The sequence below is a fragment of the Salinivibrio kushneri genome (assembly GCF_005280275.1).
Lineage (GTDB): Bacteria > Pseudomonadota > Gammaproteobacteria > Enterobacterales > Vibrionaceae > Salinivibrio > Salinivibrio kushneri.
In genome coordinates, this window is record NZ_CP040021.1 from 1,850,291 (window position 1) to 1,871,944 (window position 21,654).

Here is a 21,654-nt window from a genome sequence, read left to right on the forward strand (position 1 = left end):
TCTTACCTTACAATAACTACAAATACAGATATGTTTACCAAGACTAAGATTAGGTAGTAAAAAATACTATTGAATCTTTCATCGGTTTTAATAAAAACACAATACTGGATAATGATATTTATAAATAATAATGATATCGATGTTCCAATAGCAGCACCTATCGCCCCATAAATAGGAATCAAAACATAGTTAGAACCTACAAGCAACAACAGGGAGCCTAAAGTAGTATAAAGCGATATATTTGCATGTCCTGCCATCATTAATAGTCGTCCATTAGGGCCAAATGCTATCGCATTAATAAAAGATAAAGATAAGACTATAAGTACAGGGTAACTTTCTTGGTATGCTCCAAATGTGGAAAGTAATTTTTCTCCAAAAATAATATATATAGAAAAAATCAAGCTTGCAACTGAAACTGAAAAGTACTTATTGAAACAATACTCTTTTATAAGTCCTTTCTTATCATTTAACGACAATGCATATTTTAAGCGTGGAGAGATTAGAGGTGACACTAGCTCATTACCAAGCCGTACTAATAGAGCAAGTTTAGCAGCCACGGCGTATTCTGCAGTTTGGTCCGTCGAGAGAAAAAAACCAATCATTAATAGATCGATTTTCTCTACACCTTGATGTACTAGTTTAGTGAGCATCAACTTGCACGAGTAAACGTAGTCAGATTTAACAACGGGTATTGATATTTCTCTTGTAGGAAATTTTATTCTCTCAGTAACAAGAAGCCCTACACTGATTAAGGTAGGTAGAGTCAAATAAACGATAAAAAACATCATAGACTCTACTCTAAAAATCACTAACCCGAATAGTATTAACGCTTTCACTAATGTACTTGTTAATGATATCTTTAGCGCTACTTCCGGACATTTGTTTGCTTGGAAAAATGATGTGTAAAGCGTTAGAGATAAAGAAAATAAAGCATTAATGGATAGCAAACAAATCCAAAACCATTCGTTAGAGAAGCCACTTTTGCTGAAAATAGCCCAACCAATAATAAAGACGCACTCAATCAAAAGAAGTGCAACAATACTTATCGAATGAAAACGATCTAGCAGCGTGCCACCTAATAATACGGTTCTGGGTTGAGTAAAATTCGCCACTTTATAGATGATAGTTTTATCAAAGCCAAGCGTTACGAGTATCAAGATATAAAAGAATATAGCTTGAAAAAAAACCATCTCACCGTAGACACTTTTACTGAAAACTTGATTTATTAAATATACACTAAAAAAACCTATTCCCATCGAAGCTATTTTATTAGCTAGACCCCAGCTAATAACACTTTTATACTTATGTAACATTGCAGTCATATTTTTTATCATGACGATATTACATTCCATCTATGTAATAATTCAATTGAAGTAGCAAATACTTATTTAAATTAGGAAACACTCAAACAACCCCACTCGGGATAGTACTGACGGATATACGCATTCAAGGCTTTTTCTGCCTCGGTGTAAGTGCGTGTGGTTTGTTCACTATTTTCATTGAGGCTCTTTACCATGCCGGCGCCGACGGTAAGATTGCTATAGCGGTCAATCAACACAAAGGCACCGGTTTTGGGTAAAAACTGATAGCTGTCTAGTGGCGTGCTCTCGGTAAGTGTAAAGTCGGCAAGGCCAATTTCGTTCAACGCGAGACTTTCGCTATTTGGCGCATGGGTTTCGAGTGTATTGACATCAATTTTGTGCTGAATGTCGGTGATCTTGCCTGTCGCCATATGGGTGGCGAATTTCACCCATAAGTCTTTATGTGTGCGCAGAGGCGCTTCATCCATCCACACTACATGGGCGCTAAACTGGTTAGTCACGCTAGGTTCGTGACCGGTGTGCACCAACATATCGCCGCGTGAGATATCTATCTCATCTTCAAGTGTTAAGGTAATGGCGTTGTCGGGGTAAGCGCAGTCTAATTCACCATCGTAGGTATAGATAGAGGCAACCACCGATTGTTTGCCGGATGGCAACACGGTGACATTATCGCCGACTCGCACTGTGCCAGAAGTTAAGGTGCCGCAGTAACCACGGAAGTTAAGGTTAGGGCGGTTAACATATTGCACCGGAAAGCGCATATGCTCGGTATCTTTGTCTTGTGCGACCTTGACCGTCTCGAGCAGCTTCATCAAGGTGGCGCCGGGGTACCAGTCCATTTGCTCACTAGGGGTCACCACATTGTCGCCTTTCAGCGCCGAAATAGGCACAAAGCGAATGTCATCAATCGCAAAGTGCTTCGCCATGTCACGGTAATCGGCTTTAATTTGCTGATACACGGCTTGGTCGTAATCTACCAAGTCCATTTTATTCACCGCGACAATGATGTGCTTGATACCCAGCAAACTACAAATATAACTGTGGCGTCGGGTCTGGGTTTGAATGCCATGACGGGCATCTACCATGACAATCGCCAGTTCACATGTCGACGCGCCAGTGACCATGTTACGGGTATATTGTTCGTGCCCTGGCGTATCAGCAATGATGAACTTACGTTTGTCCGTTGAAAAATAGCGATAGGCAACATCAATGGTAATGCCCTGCTCGCGCTCGGATTGCAAGCCATCAACCAGCAAGGCCAAGTCAAACGCTTCATCGGTGGTGTTGAACTTTTGCGAGTCTTTTTCAATCGCCGCCATCTGATCTTCATAAATCAGCTTGCTGTCATACAGCAACCGACCAATCAGCGTAGATTTACCATCATCGACGCTGCCGCAGGTTAAAAAGCGCAGTAAATCCTTGTTTTCATGCACCTGCAAATAGGCTTCAATATCTTTGGCGATTAAATCTGAAGAGTGTGACATGGGTTATTGCTTCCTATAATACTGGTTCAGCGTGTCGATGAAAGAGGTTAACTCTGATTTGGGTAACTGATTAATCCCGGCCGCGGCTTTGCGACCACCACCGGTGGGGAATTGCCCACAAACTTCATCGGCACCATGGCGCTGACTGAGCGGGGCGCGCACGCTGACGGTGTAATCTTGCTCGTTCGGGTTAAGTGTTAATACCGCATGCGCTTTATCGGGTGCTTGATTGGCTAACTGGTTGCCAAGCACACCACTGATGCGTCTCGCCCACGCCGCATTCGGTAAACAGTAAATGGTGCTTTCTATGGACGTATGCTCGGGGGCCAATGCCTGCGCCTTGGCCATATCATCGGCATACCCGCCTTGTAGTTGATAATACGGTGACGTGCGATCGGTTTGTAAGGCAAACGGCGAGTCGTAGGCCATTAACGCGTGATACAACTCCGCAGGCGCAAAGTGTAAATCATCGACGCTGGCGCCGTACCCATTATAATTAATCAATACCCCCAGCTCGTTTAAAAACGCTTGTTGGTCGGTCGCGATACCGTGTTTCTCACAGAGCGCATCGGCTGCAGCAACCATGTTATCGCCATACGCCGCTGCTATTGCCCAAGCCACATAGCGCTCTCCAAGGTGCTGATTAATCAGCAAGCTGGTGCAGGTGTTGGCATCGGTATTAATAAGTGCAGTTAAGTTATCAGCGACCGGCACTTCCCCGGTACGATGGTGATCGCAATAAAAAACTGGGATGTCACGCTTAATTAGCGCTTCAAGGGCGGTTTTGTTCTTATCCATCGAGATATCGAGCACAGTGACACTTGAGACATCAGTTTGTTGCGCGACTTGATCAAGCAGTTGAATATCACGTTTAACGCCCGTGACGGGCGTACTAGCCTGGGGCGCCGCTTTTCGCAACTGCAACAACGCGAGAATGCCGTCGGCATCACCATTAAATACATCGTAATGCATGACTTAGTTGGCTCCCTTTGGTGCTCGAATAAACCCGTGAGTGTCGAGATAGCTCACCACCTGCTGGGCACAGGTTTCAATATCTGCTTGGTTGGTATGCAAATGTATATCAGGCGCGGCGGGTGGTTCATAAGCCGAATCAATACCGGTAAAGTCAGGAATATCGCCTGCACGCGCTTTTTTGTATAAACCTTTCGGATCGCGGGCCTCACACACGGCAAGCGGCGTATCGACAAACACTTCAATAAAAGCGGCATCGCCAACACGAGCGCGCACTTTTTCCCTATCGGCCCGAAACGGAGAGATAAAGGCAGTGAGCACAATCATGCCGGCATCAACAAATAAGTTAGCCACTTCGCCTATGCGACGGATGTTTTCTTCTCGGTCTGCAGCGCTAAAACCTAAGTCCTGGTTGAGGCCATGGCGCATATTGTCGCCATCCAGCAGATAGCTGTGTGCACCAGCGGCCAATAATTGATGCTCAACGGCATTGGCAATAGTGGATTTGCCCGAGCCGCTGAGCCCAGTAAACCATAGCACCATAGGGGTTTGGTGTTTTTGTTTCGCCCGCGCTTGTACGCTCACACTACTGTTATGCCAGGTTATATTGGTAGCTGGCGTCGAGGTTTTTGTCATAGCACTCACACAGAATCAAAAGGAAATACAATCGGAATTAATACGGTCACGATCGCGATATACACTAACGTGACCGGCCAGCCCACACGGATAAAGTCGGCGGGGCGATACTCTCCCGCGCTCATTACCATTAAGTTGGTTTGATAGCCAAAGGGGCTGATAAAACACGCACTCGCGCCATACGCAACCGCCATCACCCAAGGCATGGCATCCAGTTGCAGCCCATCGGCAACGCTGAGTGCAATGGGCACCATCAAGGCGGCCGCGGCGGTGTTGGTCATGGTCTCGGTGAGCAGTACCGTTAACAGTATTAAGCTCAGTAACACAGCGACCGTCGGCACACCGTTAATATGAGACAAAAAAGATTTTGTCACAGACTGTGCCAAGCCGCTGCTTTGTACCGCAGAGGCGAGCGATAAGGCACAAACTAAAATCGTTAATAACTCGAACGGAAAGCGTCGACGTAACTGACTGCTATCGGCAACCTTGCTCCCTACCATCAGCACCAGGTATAACGTCAGGCTTTCTATTAGGCTCATTATGCCCAACGCACCTGCCGCTATCGCCGCGAGAAAGCCCGCGATGGCCGCTGTGTTTTGCACCACAGAAAGCGGCTGAAAGGTTTTGTAGTCTGATAACAAAAAGAAGTTGCGGCTGATGTTCTGTCGCCGCTCAAAGTCGGGCCCGACCGCCAGCATCAGCTTGTCGCCACTTTGAATCGGGTTATTACCCAACTTACCACTGACGGTTTTCCCTTCTCGTGATAAACCAATCACCGCCGCATCAAACCGAGCACGAAACCCCACTTGCTTAAGCGTTTTGCCGATCAAGATTGATTCTGGACTGACCAAGACTTCCCGCAAATTCGTCGCGGGGAGGTCACCCTTGTTAAAGGTGTGTAACCCCGGTAACGCAGTAATTTGATGTACGCGCCGTACATCGCCACTGAATAGCAATTTATCGTTGGCTTGGATGACATCGTCGGGTTTAACCGGGGAAATTAAGCTATCCCCTCTCACGATTTCAGCGAGAAACAAACCATCAAGTGCACGTAACCCGTTTTTGATGACCGTTTTACCAACCAACGGGCTGCTGGGCGCCACAGCGGCCTCAATAAAATATTGGCTCTCGAGTGACTCGTCAGTGGTTTGTTGTGGCAACCAACGGCTTACTATCATTACAACAGCGCCACAGCCCGCGACAAGTGCCGCGCCAATCGGTAAAAAGTCAAATATCGCGATGTTAGGGCCACCTTGTGCGGTGACTAAGCCACTGACCACCAAGTTAGTACTGGTACCGACCAATGTTAGCGTCCCACCTAAAATGGAAAAATACGATAGCGGGATCAATAAACGCTGGGGCGCATGCAGTTGCGACTTCATTACCGCCCGCATCATGGTCGCGACTACCGCGGTGTTATTTAGGACAGACGAGGCAATAGTACTTAATGCGCCCATTTTTATTAAGCTCGGCAGATACTGGCTATGAGCAATATGTTTTGCCAAAAAACGCAGCAACACGGTGCGCTCTAACACAATTGCAGCGAGTAACAATAAAACTAGAGTAACGATACCCGAGTTTGTGACGTGGTTCAGTACCGTTTGAGTATTGATCTCGCCACCGACTAGCAATACCGCAGTTGCGGCGACAAACATATGGCTTACGCGTTGCTTGGTGGCCACCAGCGCCGTAATCAACCCCACCAACACGGTGGCTGTGAGTAACATTGACCGAACTCTCTAGAAGTATCCTTCGCGTTTCTTTTTCTCCATCGAGCCGGCGCTGTCATGGTCAATCGTCCGTCCTTGGCGCTCAGACGTGGTCGTCAGCAGCATTTCTTGAATCACTTCGGTCAAGGTGGTCGCTTCTGATTCCACGGCACCGGTCAATGGATAGCAACCGAGCGTTCTAAACCGTACCATTTTGTGCTCAGGCACTTCACCCTCTCCAAGTGGCATCCGTTCATCATCGACCATAATCAACGTGCCGTCTCGTTCTACGACAGGGCGTGGCTTGGACAAATACAAACCTGGGATCTCGATGTTTTCCAGGTAGATATATTGCCAGATATCAAGCTCCGTCCAATTTGATAGCGGGAAGACTCGAATACTCTCGCCCTTTTTCACTTTGCCGTTATAAATATTCCAAAGCTCGGGTCGCTGATTTTTTGGGTCCCAGCGGTGATGCTCATCACGGAAGGAATACACACGCTCTTTGGCTCGTGACTTTTCTTCATCACGGCGAGCGCCACCAAACGCCGCATCGAAGCCATGCTGGTCAAGCGCCTGCTTTAACCCTTGGGTTTTCATAATATCGGTGTGCACTGAGCTGCCATGCGTGAACGGGCTGATGCTCATCGCCAGTCCTTCTGGGTTTTGGTGCACGATCAACTTCATGCCCGCTTGCTCTGCCATTCTATCGCGAAACTGATACATCTCTTGAAATTTCCATGTAGTATCTACATGCATTAAAGGAAACGGGGGCACCCCTGGCGCAAAGGCTTTTTTCGCCAAATGCAGCATCACGGAAGAATCTTTGCCCACGGAATACAGCATCACTGGGTTATCAAACTCCGCCGCCACTTCACGCATGATATGAATAGCCTCGGCTTCAAGCTGTTTAAGATGCGTCATTTTTTCTGGTGATACAGACATGGTGTTTCCTTGAATACTTAAAATTTTTTTAGAGGCTAAGGTCCTAGGTCCTAGGACTCTAGACTTTCATCTTCATCCTTCCTAAACGCAAATCTTACCAGCACAATCGCGACCCCAAGCATACCGCCAAGCAGCGTTGCCAGCACACAGATCAATGCGCGTTTAGGGCCGGCTTTTTCTTCAGGGACAATGGCCGGGTCGACGGTTTTGAACACAAATTCGTCTTGCACTTCCGCAAGCATCAAGCTTTTGGTTTGCTCTTCAATCAGCTGGTAGAACACATTCTGCATTTGAGTGAGGTTGGTGTTTTCTAGCTGTTGGCGTAAGTAGCCAATGTTGGTTTTGGTTTCGGCCAGTTTCTCTTTTTTCACATGGGCGTTGATGTCATTCACTAACAGCTCCACCACTTGCTCCGCAAACACCGGCGACTGTGACTCAAAGCTGATAGTGATTAAGCCGTTGTCTTTTTGTTTATTGGTTTCTAGCTTGGATGAAAACGCTTTATATAATTGCCAATCTGTCGGCATGGCTGGTTGATCTGCTGGCGCATCGTCCGGCTTTAGCCAAGTTTTTGTCTCTGGGTTGTAACGGTCTGCGTTAATTAGCCATTGATTGGTTTCTGCATCCCACCCTTCAGTGGCCGCCAACGGCACAGCCAACTGGTGCTTATGTACAAACTCACTAATAAACTGTCGTGATTGCAACGTCGCCAGCGCAATTTGCGTTTCACTGCCGCCACCACTGCCAAGGTTAACCCCGGCTAGCGAGGCCAAACCGCCCAATTGCCCGGCCATGCTGGCTAAACCATTACCGCCAGATTCATTGGCAGGCGCCAGTAAAGCCTCGGATTTGTAGGTATTGGGAAGATAAAGTGAGTACCCCACTCCACTCACGGCAAACACAAAGGTAATCGCAATGATCAACCACTTGCCTTGCCATAATGCGGCAAAGAGCTCGCGGAGGTCGATTTCGTCATCGGCCGCCATTGGGGGGATGGGGGGAGATTGGTAGTGTTGTGGTGTATTTTCCATTCGTTAAAAGGTCCTAGGATCCTAGGTCCTAGATCCTAGGAATAGCACCTAGGTCTAGGTTGTAGGATTATCTTCAAAATATTAAAAAATTTTTAAGAAAACGCGCTGCTTTTCTGCTGGGATGGCTATCAATCGCTCACTGCTTGATAGTTATATCCACCCGCTTCCTCACGTACCATCCCTTTACGGCGTTTAATGAGCGCGGCTAGCATAGCAGCAATTTCTTTCGCTTCTTGGACGAAGTCCATCCCTGTTTGCTTGTCTATAAACCCAGCTTCGATACCGATATATATTTGGGTGATAAGCTCACCAGCAGACCCTTTGGCAATATAAAAAAATCTTGCTGATTCCGCGGGCGTTTCACGTTCTTCACCTTCTGCAATATTAGAGGCAACGGATAATGCACTTCGCATTATTTGGTCTTTGTAACCGTAATTTTTGCATGCGTCGAACGTTTTATATATCGATGAAGAAAGTCGACAGCTACGCTTCCAAACTTCAAGCCTTTCAAAATCAAGTTGGCGCATCTAATCCTATTTCATTACCTATGCTTTATCACCCTAGAACCTAGGACCTAGGCCCTAGGATCCTCTGCCGCTTTAATCCTTAACCGCTTTCCAAGCTACACCCATTTGATAGAGGATTTGGGTGGCGGTGGAGGCGGTGCTGAGGCCATCTAGGTAGTCGGTATCGATTGGGACGATGATGGTGTCGCCGGGTTCAAGTTGTTTTTGACTACGGCTAAACCAGTAGCTGTTGTTGGGCATCATCACTGAGCCGTCGGCGCGGACGACGTAGATGCGATCGGTGTCGGCTTGTTGCTTGGTGCCACCGGCGGATTCGATGTAATCGCTGACGGTCATGCCCGGTTCAAAAAGCTGATTTGAGGTGAATTGCACTTCGCCCATAATGCTGACCACAGGGTTTTTCGGCGGTACGTAGAGCTTATCGCCGTTTTCGATCATAATGTTGGCAACATCGTCACCTTCAAGTGCGCGAGGCAGTGAAATCACCATGCGACCGACGGCTTCAGCGTTTTGTAGCTCTTCGGCGAGGGACAATGCCTCTGACGGACTTGTGGTGTACTGAGCGCTACTAGTTTGACGGCGCAGGGCTAAACTACTGATTTCTCGTTGCAATTGACGGTTGAGCATTTTTAAGCGCTCTTCTTCTTGGCGCTTGAGTCGCTCACGGCTAAATACCGCGCCTTTAGGGTAGGCGAATTCGGTCAGGCCACCGGCGCGTTCAATCACATCTTGAATGGTCTCGCCACGTTCAAAGGCATACACACCAGGGAAACGCACTTCGCCTTGTAGTTCAACAGTATTGTCTTTGTGCCAGTTGGGCTTGGTTTTTATATTAATTCTGTCTTGACGGTGAATGGCAAAGCGCGGGCCTTCGCCTTTCAATGCTTCTTTTAAGTCAATAGGGTAATGCCTCACAGTCAGCCGATCATCCACCACTTGGCGGCGAGTGATTTCGGCTTGGCGCAAGTAAGCGGCTTCTGTCAATCCGCCTGCGGCGTCAAGCAGCTGCTCAAACGACGCATTGGCCGGCAGTGGATATACCCCCGGATATTTTACCGCACCACTCACTTCGACGATGGCAGCGTTGGATTCTATATTAGCTTGATCCTTTAAACGCTCAATGATGGGCTCGAGCTCTTGCTCTCGGAGTGAAGTTTGGCCTTCTTCGTCACGCTCTGCGAGTGTTTTAGCCAGTTTAGCTTGGTTTTGCTTGTTCTGCGTTTGGATTTCAGCGCCGGTTGCCTGATCGATATAGACATCGTCTTGTCGCGTTTCATCAAACTGTGATGGGTTAGTATTACTGTGCCTTTTGCTCAACGTATCTTGGCTCTGGACTTCTCGAGTATCTTGAGCAAGTTCGATGTATTGCGTTTTATCCCAGAATTTACTGTCGATACCGTTATTAAACACAAACACCTGATCATCTTGTTGCAGGCGCAGGTTATCGGAAGACTCTGGTTGGTCAATGGCTCTACCCAATTTAAACTGCAACACCTCAGTGTTGCGCTCCGCGTCGATTTCGCGGACCACTAGCGCATAATTAAGATCGGCGGTGGGTTTTAAATCGCGTTGCGCATTGCTAACCAGGTCGGCGATGGTCATCCCCGGCTCGAAATTGTATGCCCCTTGGCGAACGACCTCGCCACGAAGCACCACGGCGTTGTCGAGCGCGTCGTTACTTTTGGCGATTTTAATGTCATCGCCGTTTTTTACGATAAAGGATTGCCCTTTGGCGGTGCTCATATCGAGGCTAAATTGCTGAATACCCGATTCGGTCACGCGTTTAACGCTAACGCTCGACAAATATCCTTCTGGTAGTGCACCGCCTGCCATATTGATTGCTTTCGAGAGCGTGGTCGAGCCGTTTAGCTCATACAACGCGGGGCGTAATACTTCCCCCTCAATGGCGACTTGAGCACCACGCGCGGGCACAAACAAGGTGTCGCCTTTGAGTAGACGCACATCATTGCTGCTATCCCCAGAGAGAAGTAAGTCGTATAAATCTAAGGTTTCAATCACTTTGCCATTGCGCTTTAACTGAATATCACGCAATGAGCCACTGGTTTTAATCCCGCCACTGGCCAACAAGGCTTGGGTCACCGTGGTTAAGCCATTGACGGTGTAAGCACCGGGTTGTTTCACATCGCCCGCAAGATACACCTGCATGGTGCGCATGGCACCGATATCGACGGTAACATTCACCCCAATGACTCGCTGCTCGAACATGGCCTTGATTTGTTCGCGCACCTCACCGAAAGTCTCGCCAGCGACTTGCATCGGGCCGTATTTCGGGAAGTGGATGTCGCCATCGCGCTTGACCGTTAGTTCATACTGCTGATTTTCCTTACCAAAGACTTGAATATCGAGGGTATCACCCGGGCCGATTTGGTAATCGTTTGGCAGTGGTAAATCAAAAATCGACGCCATGGAGGCGGGTTTGCCATCAAAAAAGGCATAACCGAACGGTTTGAGCGCGCCGTCTCTATCCGTGCGACTTTCTCGCTGTAACCTATCTTCCGCTACGGTATCCGTCCCTCCGATACGCTCGGGATATTGTGGCGCTTTCTTGGCGTTGCGTTGTCCGTTATCACTGCTGCTTGTCGATAGGCTATCAAGATCCAGCCCGTACTGGCGTGCAAGCTGCTCTTGTTGTGCACGAGGCAATTGTTTTAGCTGCTGCAGCTGACTGGCCGTAGGGGTCGCCGCGTCGGCACTCGGTGCGATGAGGATAGATGCAGCCATTAGTAGTGCTGATGTGGTAGACAATACTGCGGGCGCATAACGCGTGAGGGCGCGTATAACGGCAGCATCCAATGGCTGACCGATTGAAGATAAAAGCATTAACATAGTGAGCGAGATCCGTGCTTGTTATTATCCATGAAAGCAGCTAAAAACGTAGCTGGTATTTTAGCCAAAAGCGTGTATTGGCGTCTGCCACATTAGGCGCATCGTCATCGGTTTGGCTGGCACCTAACGTGACCATGGCCATTGCCACCGGCAGACGATAGCTGGCTTCAATCTCGTGCCAGTTGTGGGTGGTTTGTTCCCGATCGGCCAGCATGAGTTTAACCGCATGATCGTTACTAAACTGGGTATACACCGCCACCGACCGACTGTTATCTAATCCATATGTGGTGCTGTTGCCACCGAGCTGATCCGAGGACAGTTGTTGATCCACCGCAGGAGTATTGGCTAACGAGGACTCAAAACCGTCGTAGGTGGTTTGCTCCTCAAACACCAGACGCACGCTTTGTTGCGCGATCTCGGTTTGACCACTCCAGCCAACTAAGCTGGTTGCCAGCTCTTGGCCTTGGTAGTTGCTGGCCAGTTCGGTGTAGATTGCGTGGGAGATCGGCCAATCAAAAGCGGGTAAGGCGAGTTTGGTATCCCATGCCCATTGCTCGCTGATTCGCCGCTCGCCGTTTGGATCTTGCCATTTTTGATAGCTGATCCCGTGTTGAAACTGACGAATCGGCTTACTGACCAGACGAGCAGCCCAGTGGGTGTCGTAACCGGTTTTGTCCGGTAATTGGTATACAGTTTCGAGCGACCAGTATCCTAATACGGGAAGATGCTCGCCTAAGTAACTGACTGAGGCGCTGGGCGCGGAGGACGATTGATTGCCCCAAATGAGATTATGTTGCCAGCCTTGTCCCCACCAGCGATCGATTTGGCCAATTGTGAATAACCAACGACCATCGTTCAATGCTAAATAGGAGCCCTGCCAGGTGTACTCTTTATCGCCATTCGCCTCTCGGCGGTATTGGTTAGCGACTTTAAAGGCAAAGCGATTGCTCATGTATTGATACGCCGAGCCTATTAGCCATTCATGCCGAGGGGTGTCGCCGTAGTCTAATGCGTTGGCGGGATCATTGGCCCAATACAAGTCAAATTCAATCGGCGCACGGTTAAATTTCGCGGCATGCGCGCGGTAGCGGACGTGATTGCGGGCAGTAGTGAGCATATTATCACGCGCTGTCATCAATGCCGATTGGCCCGCGGTGTCGTGTTTACGCGGCTCGGTGTCATCGTAAAAACTTGACCAGCGTAACGGGTAGTGGTTAATCGGCCCCTTGAGCTCACCGGCATCGGATAAGGCGGTAAGATCAGCGCGCAGAAAAGGGTCATTGGCCTCAAGCCATGGCGACGCCACCACCGGTGTGCTCATCAGCAGTACCAGCATTGCCAAGGTTTGACCGTAACCAAGCTGAGACGATGCAAAGTTCATCCATTTTGAACATGTCATAGATTATTTAACAACGCTGCAATATTAGCAAAAGGTAGATAAAAGAGAGGGTTAAAAAGAAACATATCAAAATTGTTTAATTAACACTTGTCATTTAGGTACGCTACCGCCCGGAGGTGTCGCTCCCCTGGGCGCGGTAACCATCTGTTTTAAGATACTTTTTACAAGTTGAGAGCCACTTTTCAGTAAAACACCATCATCTCTGTGATCTCTGTCGCTAAGAGTTGCGCTTGCCAAATCGATGAGTGCTTTCTGTACAAAACGTAGTTTTAACCTAGTACGTAGCGCAGTTTACACATTTTAGCGGTCAGATAAAGTTTCAGTTTTTGTAAAAACTGCTTTAAAGATAACGTGCTACGGGGCATCTGTGTTTGTTTGTAGTATGTTATCTCCTAAAAAGAAGGGGTAGATCACGGAATGGGGGAGAGACTAGAAAAGGTCCTAGGTCCTAGGTCCTAGACGAGAGATTACGGAATACGGAAAAAGCGTATCGTGCCAGCTCTGGTAGATAGAGTTCTTAGGATCTAGGATCCTAGGTTCTAGGAATTACTTCCCGCTCTTCCCGTACTCTGTAAGCGAAGCGCTCCGTATTCCAATTCCCGAATACCGATTACGGAATACAGAGTACAGAAAGAGCAAGAGCCTCGGTGCGCGCACGAGGCTGCTTGTTCCCACCTACTTGAGCCTCGCAAATAGTTCCCGCTGACTGTCTGGTTCGCCATGAATCAAGTGGATCTGCTTGGGGGGCGGTTGGATGCCTTGCACGAATTTGACCAAGTCGTTTTGATCGGCGTGGGCGGAGTAACCAGAGATTGTGTGGATTTGGGCGTTGACGGTGACTTGCGAGTTGTCTATCCACACTTGTTTGTTGCCTTGCTGGATACCGCGGCCGAGGGTGTGTTGGGCTTGGTAGCCGGCAAAAATCACATCGGTGCGTTTGTCTTCAAGTAATGCGGCAAGGTAGTTCATGATGCGTCCGCCTTGGCACATGCCGGAGGCGGCGACAACAATGGCCGGCTCACTGGTTTGTTTTAGGCGATTCACTAGTGCTATGTGCTGGCTGTGTTCATCAATGGTGATGCATTGTTCAAACGCTAACGGATGGCGGTGTTGGTTCAGTTTGGTTTTGGCCTCTTTGCTCCACAGCTTTTTGAACTGGCGATAGTGACGCGTCACCTTTTGCGCCATCGGCGAGTCGAGAATGATGGGGAGTGCCTTATCAAGCTGTTTTTGATGAATAAGCTGCTCAATATCAAACAACAACTCTTGGGTGCGGCCGACACTGAACGCGGGGATCAAAATTGCGCCACCGTCTTCTAATGACCGTTGAATAATCGCCTCGAGGCGCTGGGCACGGGTGGCGACGGACTCATGGGTTTTATCGCCGTAAGTGGACTCTAAAAACAAGATATCAGCACGGGTTGGCGGGGTTGGGTCCGGCAGCAAGGGAGTATCACTGGGCCCTAAATCTCCTGAGAACACCACCCGTTGTTGGTCCGGCAGTTTTAATTCGACATAGGCCGAGCCCAAAATATGCCCGGCCGGTTGCAAGCGCAAGTAGGTCGCTGGCTGCCCTTGTTGCTTGGGCTTTAGCCGATGCCAGCGGTTGTAAGGCAGTGTCACCATCAACTGGCGGATGCGCTCAAGTACCCGCTGACGATCACCGTAATTCATATTAAGTTGCAGTTTTAAGGTGTCATCAATTAATAGCGGAACCAAAGCAGCGGTGGCTTCGGTGCAATAAATGGGGCCGTTAAAGCCCGACGCCAGTAGCCAAGGCAGTAAACCGCAGTGGTCAATATGGGCATGGGTAAGGATCAACGCATCAATGCGTTTGCCATTAAGATTTACCCTCGCCTCTCGCATTTCATCTCCTTGGTATTGCCCGCAATCAATCAGCAAGCGTAAACCGCTTGGTTTTATATCCACTTGGTGACACGAGCCAGTCACGGTTTGATAGCCACCATGGTGAGTGACATTGAGGGTGTCGGTGTTTAGTGAGGTGTTGGGCATGGTTACGTCCTTGTTGAGGGAAGAGGCTAAAGATTGAAAATAGGGAAGAGACGCTTCGCTTCTAGAAACTAGAAACTAGAAACGAGGGAGAGACTAGACGGTTCGCTTCTAGAAACTAGGAAAAGATCAAAGCGGGCCCTAGGATGTTTTCTAGCCTCTAGTCTCTAGTCTCTAGTCTCTAGCCTCTTATCATCTTATCCATCATCTGTTCTATCAACGGGCTTGGGTGGCCGTTATCGTCGGTGAGAAAATAGGTATGACCCCAGTGGGGATCGAACTGGTCATTAAAGGCGTCGCAGTCGGTTACCGTCACTTTGTTGTCGGGAAGCGCGTCAAGGTTTTCAGGGCCTGTCATGCCGAGGCGGCGAGTGACGGTGCGGTGGCGTACGTTCACCACCTTTGAGGCAGCCATGGCTAAATCATCGGCGGCATAGTAAATATGCACTTGTTTGGCGGCATCGAGGACGGCTCTCCCTGGCTGGTGCGGCTCTAGCGCTTGGTTATCAACATCGGCGGCCATCATAAAGATATGCCGAAACCATTGTGGCATGGTGTCGAGTCCAGCATGTTGGTGCCAATGGTGAAAGGTGCTGATGAGCGTGCGATTCCCCATGGAGTGCGCGAGTAGGTTCATGCGCCGTTTGCACGGATCAGTTTGTTGCTCGGGGGCGCGACGCCAGTCATCAAACATCGCCAGTAAACGACTAAACGCCAAGCCTGACGCGGTGGCAGCAAGTTGATCATCCCAGTAATCATCAATAACACCGAGCTGGCCATCTTCATCACAAGGCCAGATAATCGGTACCACCAGTATGGCGTTGGGTGACAGGCGATCACATTGATGTTGTAAGGTCTGTGCCATCGGGAAAATATGGCTTTCCATTTGGTTGTTATAACCATGAAGCAAAAAGAGTATCTGGGTATGTACGGGCAAGGCTTTCAGTTTGGCCATAAACGACGCAGCGGTGATCTCTTGGTATTCACCCTGCCCGGCGCGTTGGCAAAAATACACCCACTTTGAGATATCGGTGTTTTGGTTATCAAAACTGAGCCAACGGCCGGCCTCACTGTGCGAGCCTTGTTCGGGAATACGGCTGGTAATAAATAACATGGCATCATCCATCGGTTATGAATGTGCGGATGAGGATAAGCGAGGTAGATAGTTGCGTTGTATGGTTTTTAGAGGATTTTGCGAGGGAGGGAGCGGAAAGAGAGTAAGATCCTAGGGTCCTAGGTCCTAGGTCCTAGGGAAAGATTATGGAATACGGAATACGGAAAGAGACTAGACGCTTCGCTTCTAGAGACTAGAAAAAGCAGCCTCGTGCTCGCATCGGGGCCTTTGCTCTTTCCGTACTCTGTATTCCGTCATCGGTATTCGGGAATTGGAATACAGAGCGCTTCGCTTACGGAGTACCGAAAAGAGCAGACCGAGCCCGTATTGTGGTTTTCCCTCAATCCGCTCCGAACAAATCGCGGGTGTAGACTTTGCTTTCTACATCACGGATCTCGTCGACCATACGGTTGGCAACGATCACGTCGGCGCGTTGTTTGAAGGTATCCAAGTCTTTGATCACGTCTGAGTTAAAGAAGGTATTTTCTTCAAGCACTGGCTCATATACCACCACGTCAATGCCTTTGGCTTTAATGCGTTTCATGATCCCTTGAATGGCTGAGGCACGGAAGTTATCTGAGCCGGATTTCATCACCAAGCGATAGACGCCGACGACTTTAGGTTCACGCTTTATGATCGCATTAGCAATAAAGTCTTTGCGGGTAGTGTTGGCGTCAACGATGGCTTGAATGATGTTATTGGGCACGTCTTGGTAATTGGCCAATAGTTGACGGGTGTCTTTTGGCAGGCAGTAACCACCGTAGCCAAACGAGGGGTTGTTGTAGTGATCGCCAATCCGTGGATCCAGCCCTACCCCTTCGATGATCTGGCGCGCGTCTAAACCGTGGGATTCGGCGTAGCTGTCCAGCTCGTTAAAATACGCCACGCGCATCGCCAAGTAGGTGTTAGAGAACAGCTTGACCGCTTCGGCTTCGGTGGAGTGGGTAAACAAGACCGAGATACCCGATTTGACTGCGCCTTGTTGCAACAGCGTGGCGAACTGGCGCGCGCGCTCGGATTGCTCACCGACAATTATTCGTGATGGATATAAATTATCGTAAAGTGCTTTGCCTTCACGTAAGAACTCAGGGGAGAAGAGGATATTTTCGCAACCCATCTTGCGTTTAATCTCAGCGGTATAACCGACCGGCACAGTCGATTTGATCACCATCACCGCCTCTGGGTTAATCTCCATCACATCTTTAATCACCGCCTCGACTGAACTGGTATTAAAGTAGTTAGTTTCGGGATCGTAGTCTGTGGGAGTAGCAATCACCACAAAGTCCGCGCCTTGGTAGGCCTGCTCTTTGTCTAAAGTGGCAGTGAAGTGAAGTGGTTTTTCGGCAAGAAATTGCTCTATTTCAGCATCGACAATCGGGGATTGTTGATTGTTAAGAAGATTGACCTTTTCTTCCACAATGTCGAGTGCGACCACTTCGTTGTGTTGCGCCAGTAGCATAGCGTTTGACAGGCCCACATAACCTGTTCCAGCAACTGCAATTTTCATCGGATTTCCCTTAAGTTATGTCTAGAAAAAGGGTATCACGTGGGGGCTCTAGGGGAAAGATCCTAGGGCCTTTAGGGGAAAGGTCCTAGATCCTAGATCCTAGGTCCTAGGTCCTAGGGAATAGATTATGGATGACGGGAAAGGGACGAGACGCTTCGCTTCTAGAAACTAAAGGCTAGAGACTAGATAAAGCAGACCGTGCTCGCATTGGAGTTCTTGCTCTTTCTGTATTCCGTATTCAGTACTCCGCATTCGGGAAATTGAATACGGAGCGCTTCGCTTACAGATAACGGAAAAGAGCAAGAAAAGCTCTAGATCCTAAGGATTACTCGTCGATATTTGATAATGATCGATGATTTTCTTTTGTCGAGCCAGTTGCTCTCTCTCGTAGGTGGTCAAGAGCACGGGCAATGGATCCACACTTAGGTCACTATTATCAGTAATACTTGGATTGGTGTGTTCTGCCAGTAGCGCTGCCAAAGCTTGATCGTTTTCTGTGTACATCACGCTGATATCATAATTAGATAATGTACCTGCACCATTTACTAGTGAATCAATAGTATTGTTGTCGAACAATGGGACGGTTTGCTGAGCATTTGCTTCAGCATAGATAACGTGTGTGACTGTTGTCGAACCGTCTGCAACTTGATAAGCAATACGTTGAATCCCCGCTTGGCCGCCAGCACCGTTGCCATAGGCTGTTAACGTTCCACTTCCATCGATATTCGCGTTTGTCTGTTGTGGAGCTGTGATGCTATCTGCCAGATCCGTACGACCTAATCCCGCGCTTAGTTGTGTATCAGACAATTGTTGCGCGGTCGATAGTTGCCATTGATCACCTGAAGCGTCCACGCTTCCTTCTGCGGTTAAAAAGTAATCCAGATTGTTACTGTCTGGATCATAGCGGTAGGTGATGGTATCGCTCGCGCTGTGAGGCAAGTTTTGCCAAATATAGGGAGTTTGCTGGTAGTCAGCATAGAGGGCGGCGGAGGTTAGGTTGTAGGTGTTTGCGGGAGCTGTCCAGCTGTTGCTTTCGATTAACTTGTCAAGTTCCTCTGTGGCATTATCGGACAGATTAAAGAATTTGTAATCTGTGATTTCTCGCGGCGTCTCTACATCTGAAATATCAGTGTTATTGGGGTCGCCTGCAGCTTTTTGAGCATATCCTACCCCTAATGCACTCCTGAATGCTCTGCTGACCGTTTTAGCGCCAAAGTTTGATGAAAGCGCTCGCTTATCTGGCGTTGTGATACCAACGCTATGCGCATCAGAGCCATTCGAAACATCAACCCTGACATTTGAATACTCTCGTTCATCCGGCTTGGTTGCGCCTGAGGTTACGCATCTATCATCATTACTGACGCTGTCGACAGGGTAACCAAACAGTACAGACTGACTTAGTGCATTTTTCTGATAGGATATCGCACTGATATCACCTTTCTCTGCCAGAACAAACGTAACATAGCCCTCTTCTGGGACAATTGACTGATTAATCCTTAATTTATTCGAGCCGATATCATAAGTATCAGTCACGCCACCTTGTTCATCTTGTATGAGAATCGTTCCGGTTGTATCGATACCACTTATAATCCGATCTTTAGTCGCCAGTATCTGTTTTCCATCTTGCTTTTCACCATAAACTGCACACCTGCTGTTAGCGTCTGATTTCGCATAAAGAGCAGCAAACTCAAAGGTATACTTAGGGGTTGGCTTGGGTTGGCTGCCGCCGCTGTCGTCACTGCCGCCGCCGCAACCGGATAAGGTTAGAGGGATAAGGATCGCTAAAAGTTGCTTGTTAAACATAGTTGATACTCTTTGGGTCTTGGTGCCAATCTAACGGCAAGTGTTTGCCTTTGAATGCATGATGGCGTGGGTGATGCAAAAAGTGAGCCGAAGCTACTTTACTATCCACTGCGACTAGGTTAGCGTTTTTAGATAAGGGATAAAAGCAACTTGGGCAATTGCTGTGAGGGTAAAATCGCTTGAGATCATTGTTCGGTGAGCGATACATAGCAAAAAACCGCCACGAGGGCGGTTTTTTTAATGATGGCGGTGAGAGAGGGATTCGAACCCTCGATACGTTGCCGTATACACGCTTTCCAGGCGTGCTCCTTCAGCCACTCGGACACCTCACCATACTGTGTGCTACGCGAGCTATTTACTGAGTGGGCTTGACCTACCCGCTGTCGCGTTAACGGGGCGTACTATAGAGAGTTGCCGCTTTGCGGTCAAGTTGTTGGTGATAGGTTTAGGTTTAAATGGCTATTCCATCACCAAAAGCATCACTATGTCTGGAAAAGCTGAGTTAATCTCCCGATTCAGTCCCAACGTGTTGAGCAACAGTGTACGAGCGATGGAAGCACGCGAGTGCGAAAGCTGTTAGACTCATGGCATTGATCAAAATACAAATAAGAGTGTTATGACGTTATCAGACTTTCTCACCCAGCATGCCGATAGCGAGCAGCTACTTAACGAAATGCAAACTCGTGGTGTAGTCACCGCGATGGCGGCCGCGCCTCATGTTATTAGTCCTAGCGAGTGGCTTCCTGTGATGTGGGGTGGCGAGGAACAAGCGCCGTTTGAGAATCATGAGCAGTTTGAGCAGTACGCCAATTTGATTGTGGATATTTGGAATGAACAGCGTCAGCAGTTGTTGGAGAAAACCTGGCAATGGCCGGAAGGCTGTTTGCTGGATGACGCTGAGATTGTCAATCAAGCGACGCGCGATTTCGCCGAAGGGTTACTACAAGGCTGGAGCCTGACTCGTGATGATTGGGAAACGCTGATGCCAGAAAACACCGATGGTAATGCCCTACTTGGTGGCGTGGTGCTGTCTATTAGCTTGCTTTACGACCCAGAAACCGCACTTTCTACCATGGAAGCACAAGGCGCGGAAGAGCTAGCGCAGTTTGAGGAAATCTTTAACGCCATGCCTACCATGTTGTGTGGTTTAACCCTCCACGGCGCGGGGTTGGCGGAAGATCAGGAAGGGGCATAAAAGTAGGGTCCCAGGTCCTAGACGATAGTATACAGGGCCTTGAATACAGAGCGCTTCGCTTACGGAGTACGGAAAAAGCAGAAATCAGTGCCTAGGACCTAGGCACTTAGTTCTCCGTATTCCGTCAAATGATTCGATTGGCGACGATGGCGCAAGCCCTTACCCTGCAAGGAGGTGAAAATGACGGATACACACCTGGAGCGCTGGCAACTTCGACTTCAAAACCTGATTAAAGCACAACGTCGGCTTGAAAACGCTTGCGGGCAAGAAAGCTATAACGAACTTGAGCTGGCAGGCCTCGTGCAAACCTTTGAGTTTACTTTTGAGCTCACGTGGAAAACCTTAAAAGACTTATTAAGCTACGAAGGGTTTGATGTTGCATCGCCGCGCAGTGTCATTCGCACAGCGTTAGAAGCCAACCATCTGTCGTCGGATCAGTGTGAAACCTTGCTTGACGCGCTAGTAAAACGAAACTTGCTTTCGCACACCTACGACGAGCAAAATGCCCTCGAAGCGCAAAGACTGATCGTTAAACATTATGCCCCTGTTATTGCCGAGATCATGCGGTATTTGGAGAATAAAAGTGGACAATAATGCCACGTTCTTGATGGAGATAGGGTTAAAACCCCATCAATTTCAACTGCTCCAAGATATGGTATTCAGCCACCCTGGCGTCCAACACGCCTGGATCTTTGGCTCTCGCGCAACCGGCACATTTAGGGATAATTCTGATATCGACATCATGCTTGAGGGCAACACATTAACATTCAATGATGTAGCAATAATACAAGATAAACTCGAGCAATCGACGCTTCCCTACACCGTTGATATCGTACTCAAACATCAAACTCAATCGTCTGAGCTCATCACACGTATTCGCGAAGAAGCCAAGCAAGTAAAGTAATCCAAAGGAACTCCTAGCGACGATGACACGGGCCTCTACACGATGTTGGAAAGGTGTAGAGTGCCAGCGGGCGCCTATCAGGGTCAGTGTTAATTTTAACCTCCCATGTCGGAGGCGACGTGCAACGGGCGCGCTTTGGCTTGGGTATTCATGATTAACACCGCACCGGCGCTTGTCCGACCTACGCGATGTTCAGGATTTTTGAATACAGAGCGCTTCGCTTACGGAGTACGGGAGACGAGACGCTTC

The 21,654-nt window shown here is 48.6% G+C and carries 17 protein-coding genes and 1 tRNA gene; 3 read left to right on the plus strand and 15 right to left on the minus strand.

Features of this window, described 5'->3' with window-relative positions; genetic code table 11:
- Positions 1-2: 2 nt before the first annotated feature.
- The 15 genes from FCN78_RS08675 to FCN78_RS08745 form a co-directional block, all read right to left on the minus strand.
- Entirely contained in the window at positions 3-1,322 is a 1,320-nt protein-coding gene (locus FCN78_RS08675; protein WP_162274073.1) for a lipopolysaccharide biosynthesis protein, read from the minus strand.
- Positions 1,323-1,393: 71 nt separating this feature from the next.
- The gene (gene cysN / locus FCN78_RS08680; protein WP_077659425.1) at positions 1,394-2,806 is read right to left on the minus strand and encodes a sulfate adenylyltransferase subunit CysN; all 1,413 of its coding nucleotides are present in this window, start codon (positions 2,804-2,806) and stop codon (positions 1,394-1,396) included.
- Between the two features lie 3 nt (positions 2,807-2,809).
- Positions 2,810-3,778 carry an acetyltransferase gene (locus tag FCN78_RS08685; protein WP_077659424.1) on the minus strand — a complete coding sequence of 323 codons (969 nt, stop codon included), beginning with the start codon at positions 3,776-3,778 and terminating at the stop codon, positions 2,810-2,812.
- Between the two features lie 3 nt (positions 3,779-3,781).
- A complete protein-coding gene (cysC, locus tag FCN78_RS08690) occupies positions 3,782-4,414 on the minus strand; it encodes an adenylyl-sulfate kinase (RefSeq protein WP_077659423.1) in 633 nt (210 codons plus the stop codon).
- A 5-nt stretch (positions 4,415-4,419) separates the two neighbouring features.
- Positions 4,420-6,141, minus strand: a complete 1,722-nt coding sequence (locus FCN78_RS08695) for an SLC13 family permease (RefSeq protein ID WP_077659422.1) — start codon at positions 6,139-6,141, stop codon at positions 4,420-4,422.
- 12 nt (positions 6,142-6,153) lie between these two features.
- Entirely contained in the window at positions 6,154-7,068 is a 915-nt protein-coding gene (gene cysD / locus FCN78_RS08700) for a sulfate adenylyltransferase subunit CysD (protein WP_077659421.1), read from the minus strand.
- 50 nt (positions 7,069-7,118) lie between these two features.
- The gene (locus tag FCN78_RS08705; RefSeq protein ID WP_077659420.1) at positions 7,119-8,099 is read right to left on the minus strand and encodes a Wzz/FepE/Etk N-terminal domain-containing protein; all 981 of its coding nucleotides are present in this window, start codon (positions 8,097-8,099) and stop codon (positions 7,119-7,121) included.
- Between the two features lie 128 nt (positions 8,100-8,227).
- Complete coding sequence (locus FCN78_RS08710) at positions 8,228-8,626, minus strand: four helix bundle protein (RefSeq protein ID WP_077659419.1); 399 nt, start codon at positions 8,624-8,626, stop codon at positions 8,228-8,230.
- Positions 8,627-8,698: 72 nt separating this feature from the next.
- Positions 8,699-11,473, minus strand: coding sequence for an SLBB domain-containing protein (locus FCN78_RS08715; RefSeq protein WP_235607581.1), 2,775 nt, complete (start codon positions 11,471-11,473; stop codon positions 8,699-8,701).
- A 40-nt stretch (positions 11,474-11,513) separates the two neighbouring features.
- Positions 11,514-12,854, minus strand: a complete 1,341-nt coding sequence (locus FCN78_RS08720; RefSeq protein WP_158014703.1) for a capsule assembly Wzi family protein — start codon at positions 12,852-12,854, stop codon at positions 11,514-11,516.
- Positions 12,855-13,547: 693 nt separating this feature from the next.
- A complete protein-coding gene (locus FCN78_RS08725) occupies positions 13,548-14,885 on the minus strand; it encodes an MBL fold metallo-hydrolase RNA specificity domain-containing protein (protein ID WP_077659417.1) in 1,338 nt (445 codons plus the stop codon).
- Positions 14,886-15,063: 178 nt separating this feature from the next.
- Positions 15,064-15,996, minus strand: coding sequence for an alpha/beta hydrolase (locus FCN78_RS08730; protein WP_077659416.1), 933 nt, complete (start codon positions 15,994-15,996; stop codon positions 15,064-15,066).
- 340 nt (positions 15,997-16,336) lie between these two features.
- A complete protein-coding gene (locus tag FCN78_RS08735; protein ID WP_069361246.1) occupies positions 16,337-17,503 on the minus strand; it encodes a nucleotide sugar dehydrogenase in 1,167 nt (388 codons plus the stop codon).
- A 318-nt stretch (positions 17,504-17,821) separates the two neighbouring features.
- On the minus strand, positions 17,822-19,306 hold the full coding sequence (locus FCN78_RS08740; protein WP_077659415.1) for a hypothetical protein: 1,485 nt from the start codon (positions 19,304-19,306) through the stop codon (positions 17,822-17,824).
- A gap of 244 nt (positions 19,307-19,550) precedes the next feature.
- Positions 19,551-19,638 (minus strand) — tRNA-Ser (locus FCN78_RS08745).
- 284 nt (positions 19,639-19,922) lie between these two features.
- Here FCN78_RS08745 and FCN78_RS08750 point away from each other — a divergent pair.
- The 3 genes from FCN78_RS08750 to FCN78_RS08760 all read left to right on the plus strand — a co-directional run bounded on the left by FCN78_RS08750 (position 19,923) and on the right by FCN78_RS08760 (position 21,405).
- Positions 19,923-20,501, plus strand: a complete 579-nt coding sequence (locus FCN78_RS08750; RefSeq protein WP_077659414.1) for a UPF0149 family protein — start codon at positions 19,923-19,925, stop codon at positions 20,499-20,501.
- Between the two features lie 180 nt (positions 20,502-20,681).
- Entirely contained in the window at positions 20,682-21,095 is a 414-nt protein-coding gene (locus FCN78_RS08755) for an HI0074 family nucleotidyltransferase substrate-binding subunit (RefSeq protein ID WP_077659413.1), read from the plus strand.
- Entirely contained in the window at positions 21,085-21,405 is a 321-nt protein-coding gene (locus tag FCN78_RS08760; RefSeq protein WP_327293172.1) for a nucleotidyltransferase family protein, read from the plus strand. The genes FCN78_RS08755 and FCN78_RS08760 overlap by 11 nt, the downstream gene beginning before the upstream one ends.
- The last annotated feature ends 249 nt before the right edge of the window (positions 21,406-21,654 follow it).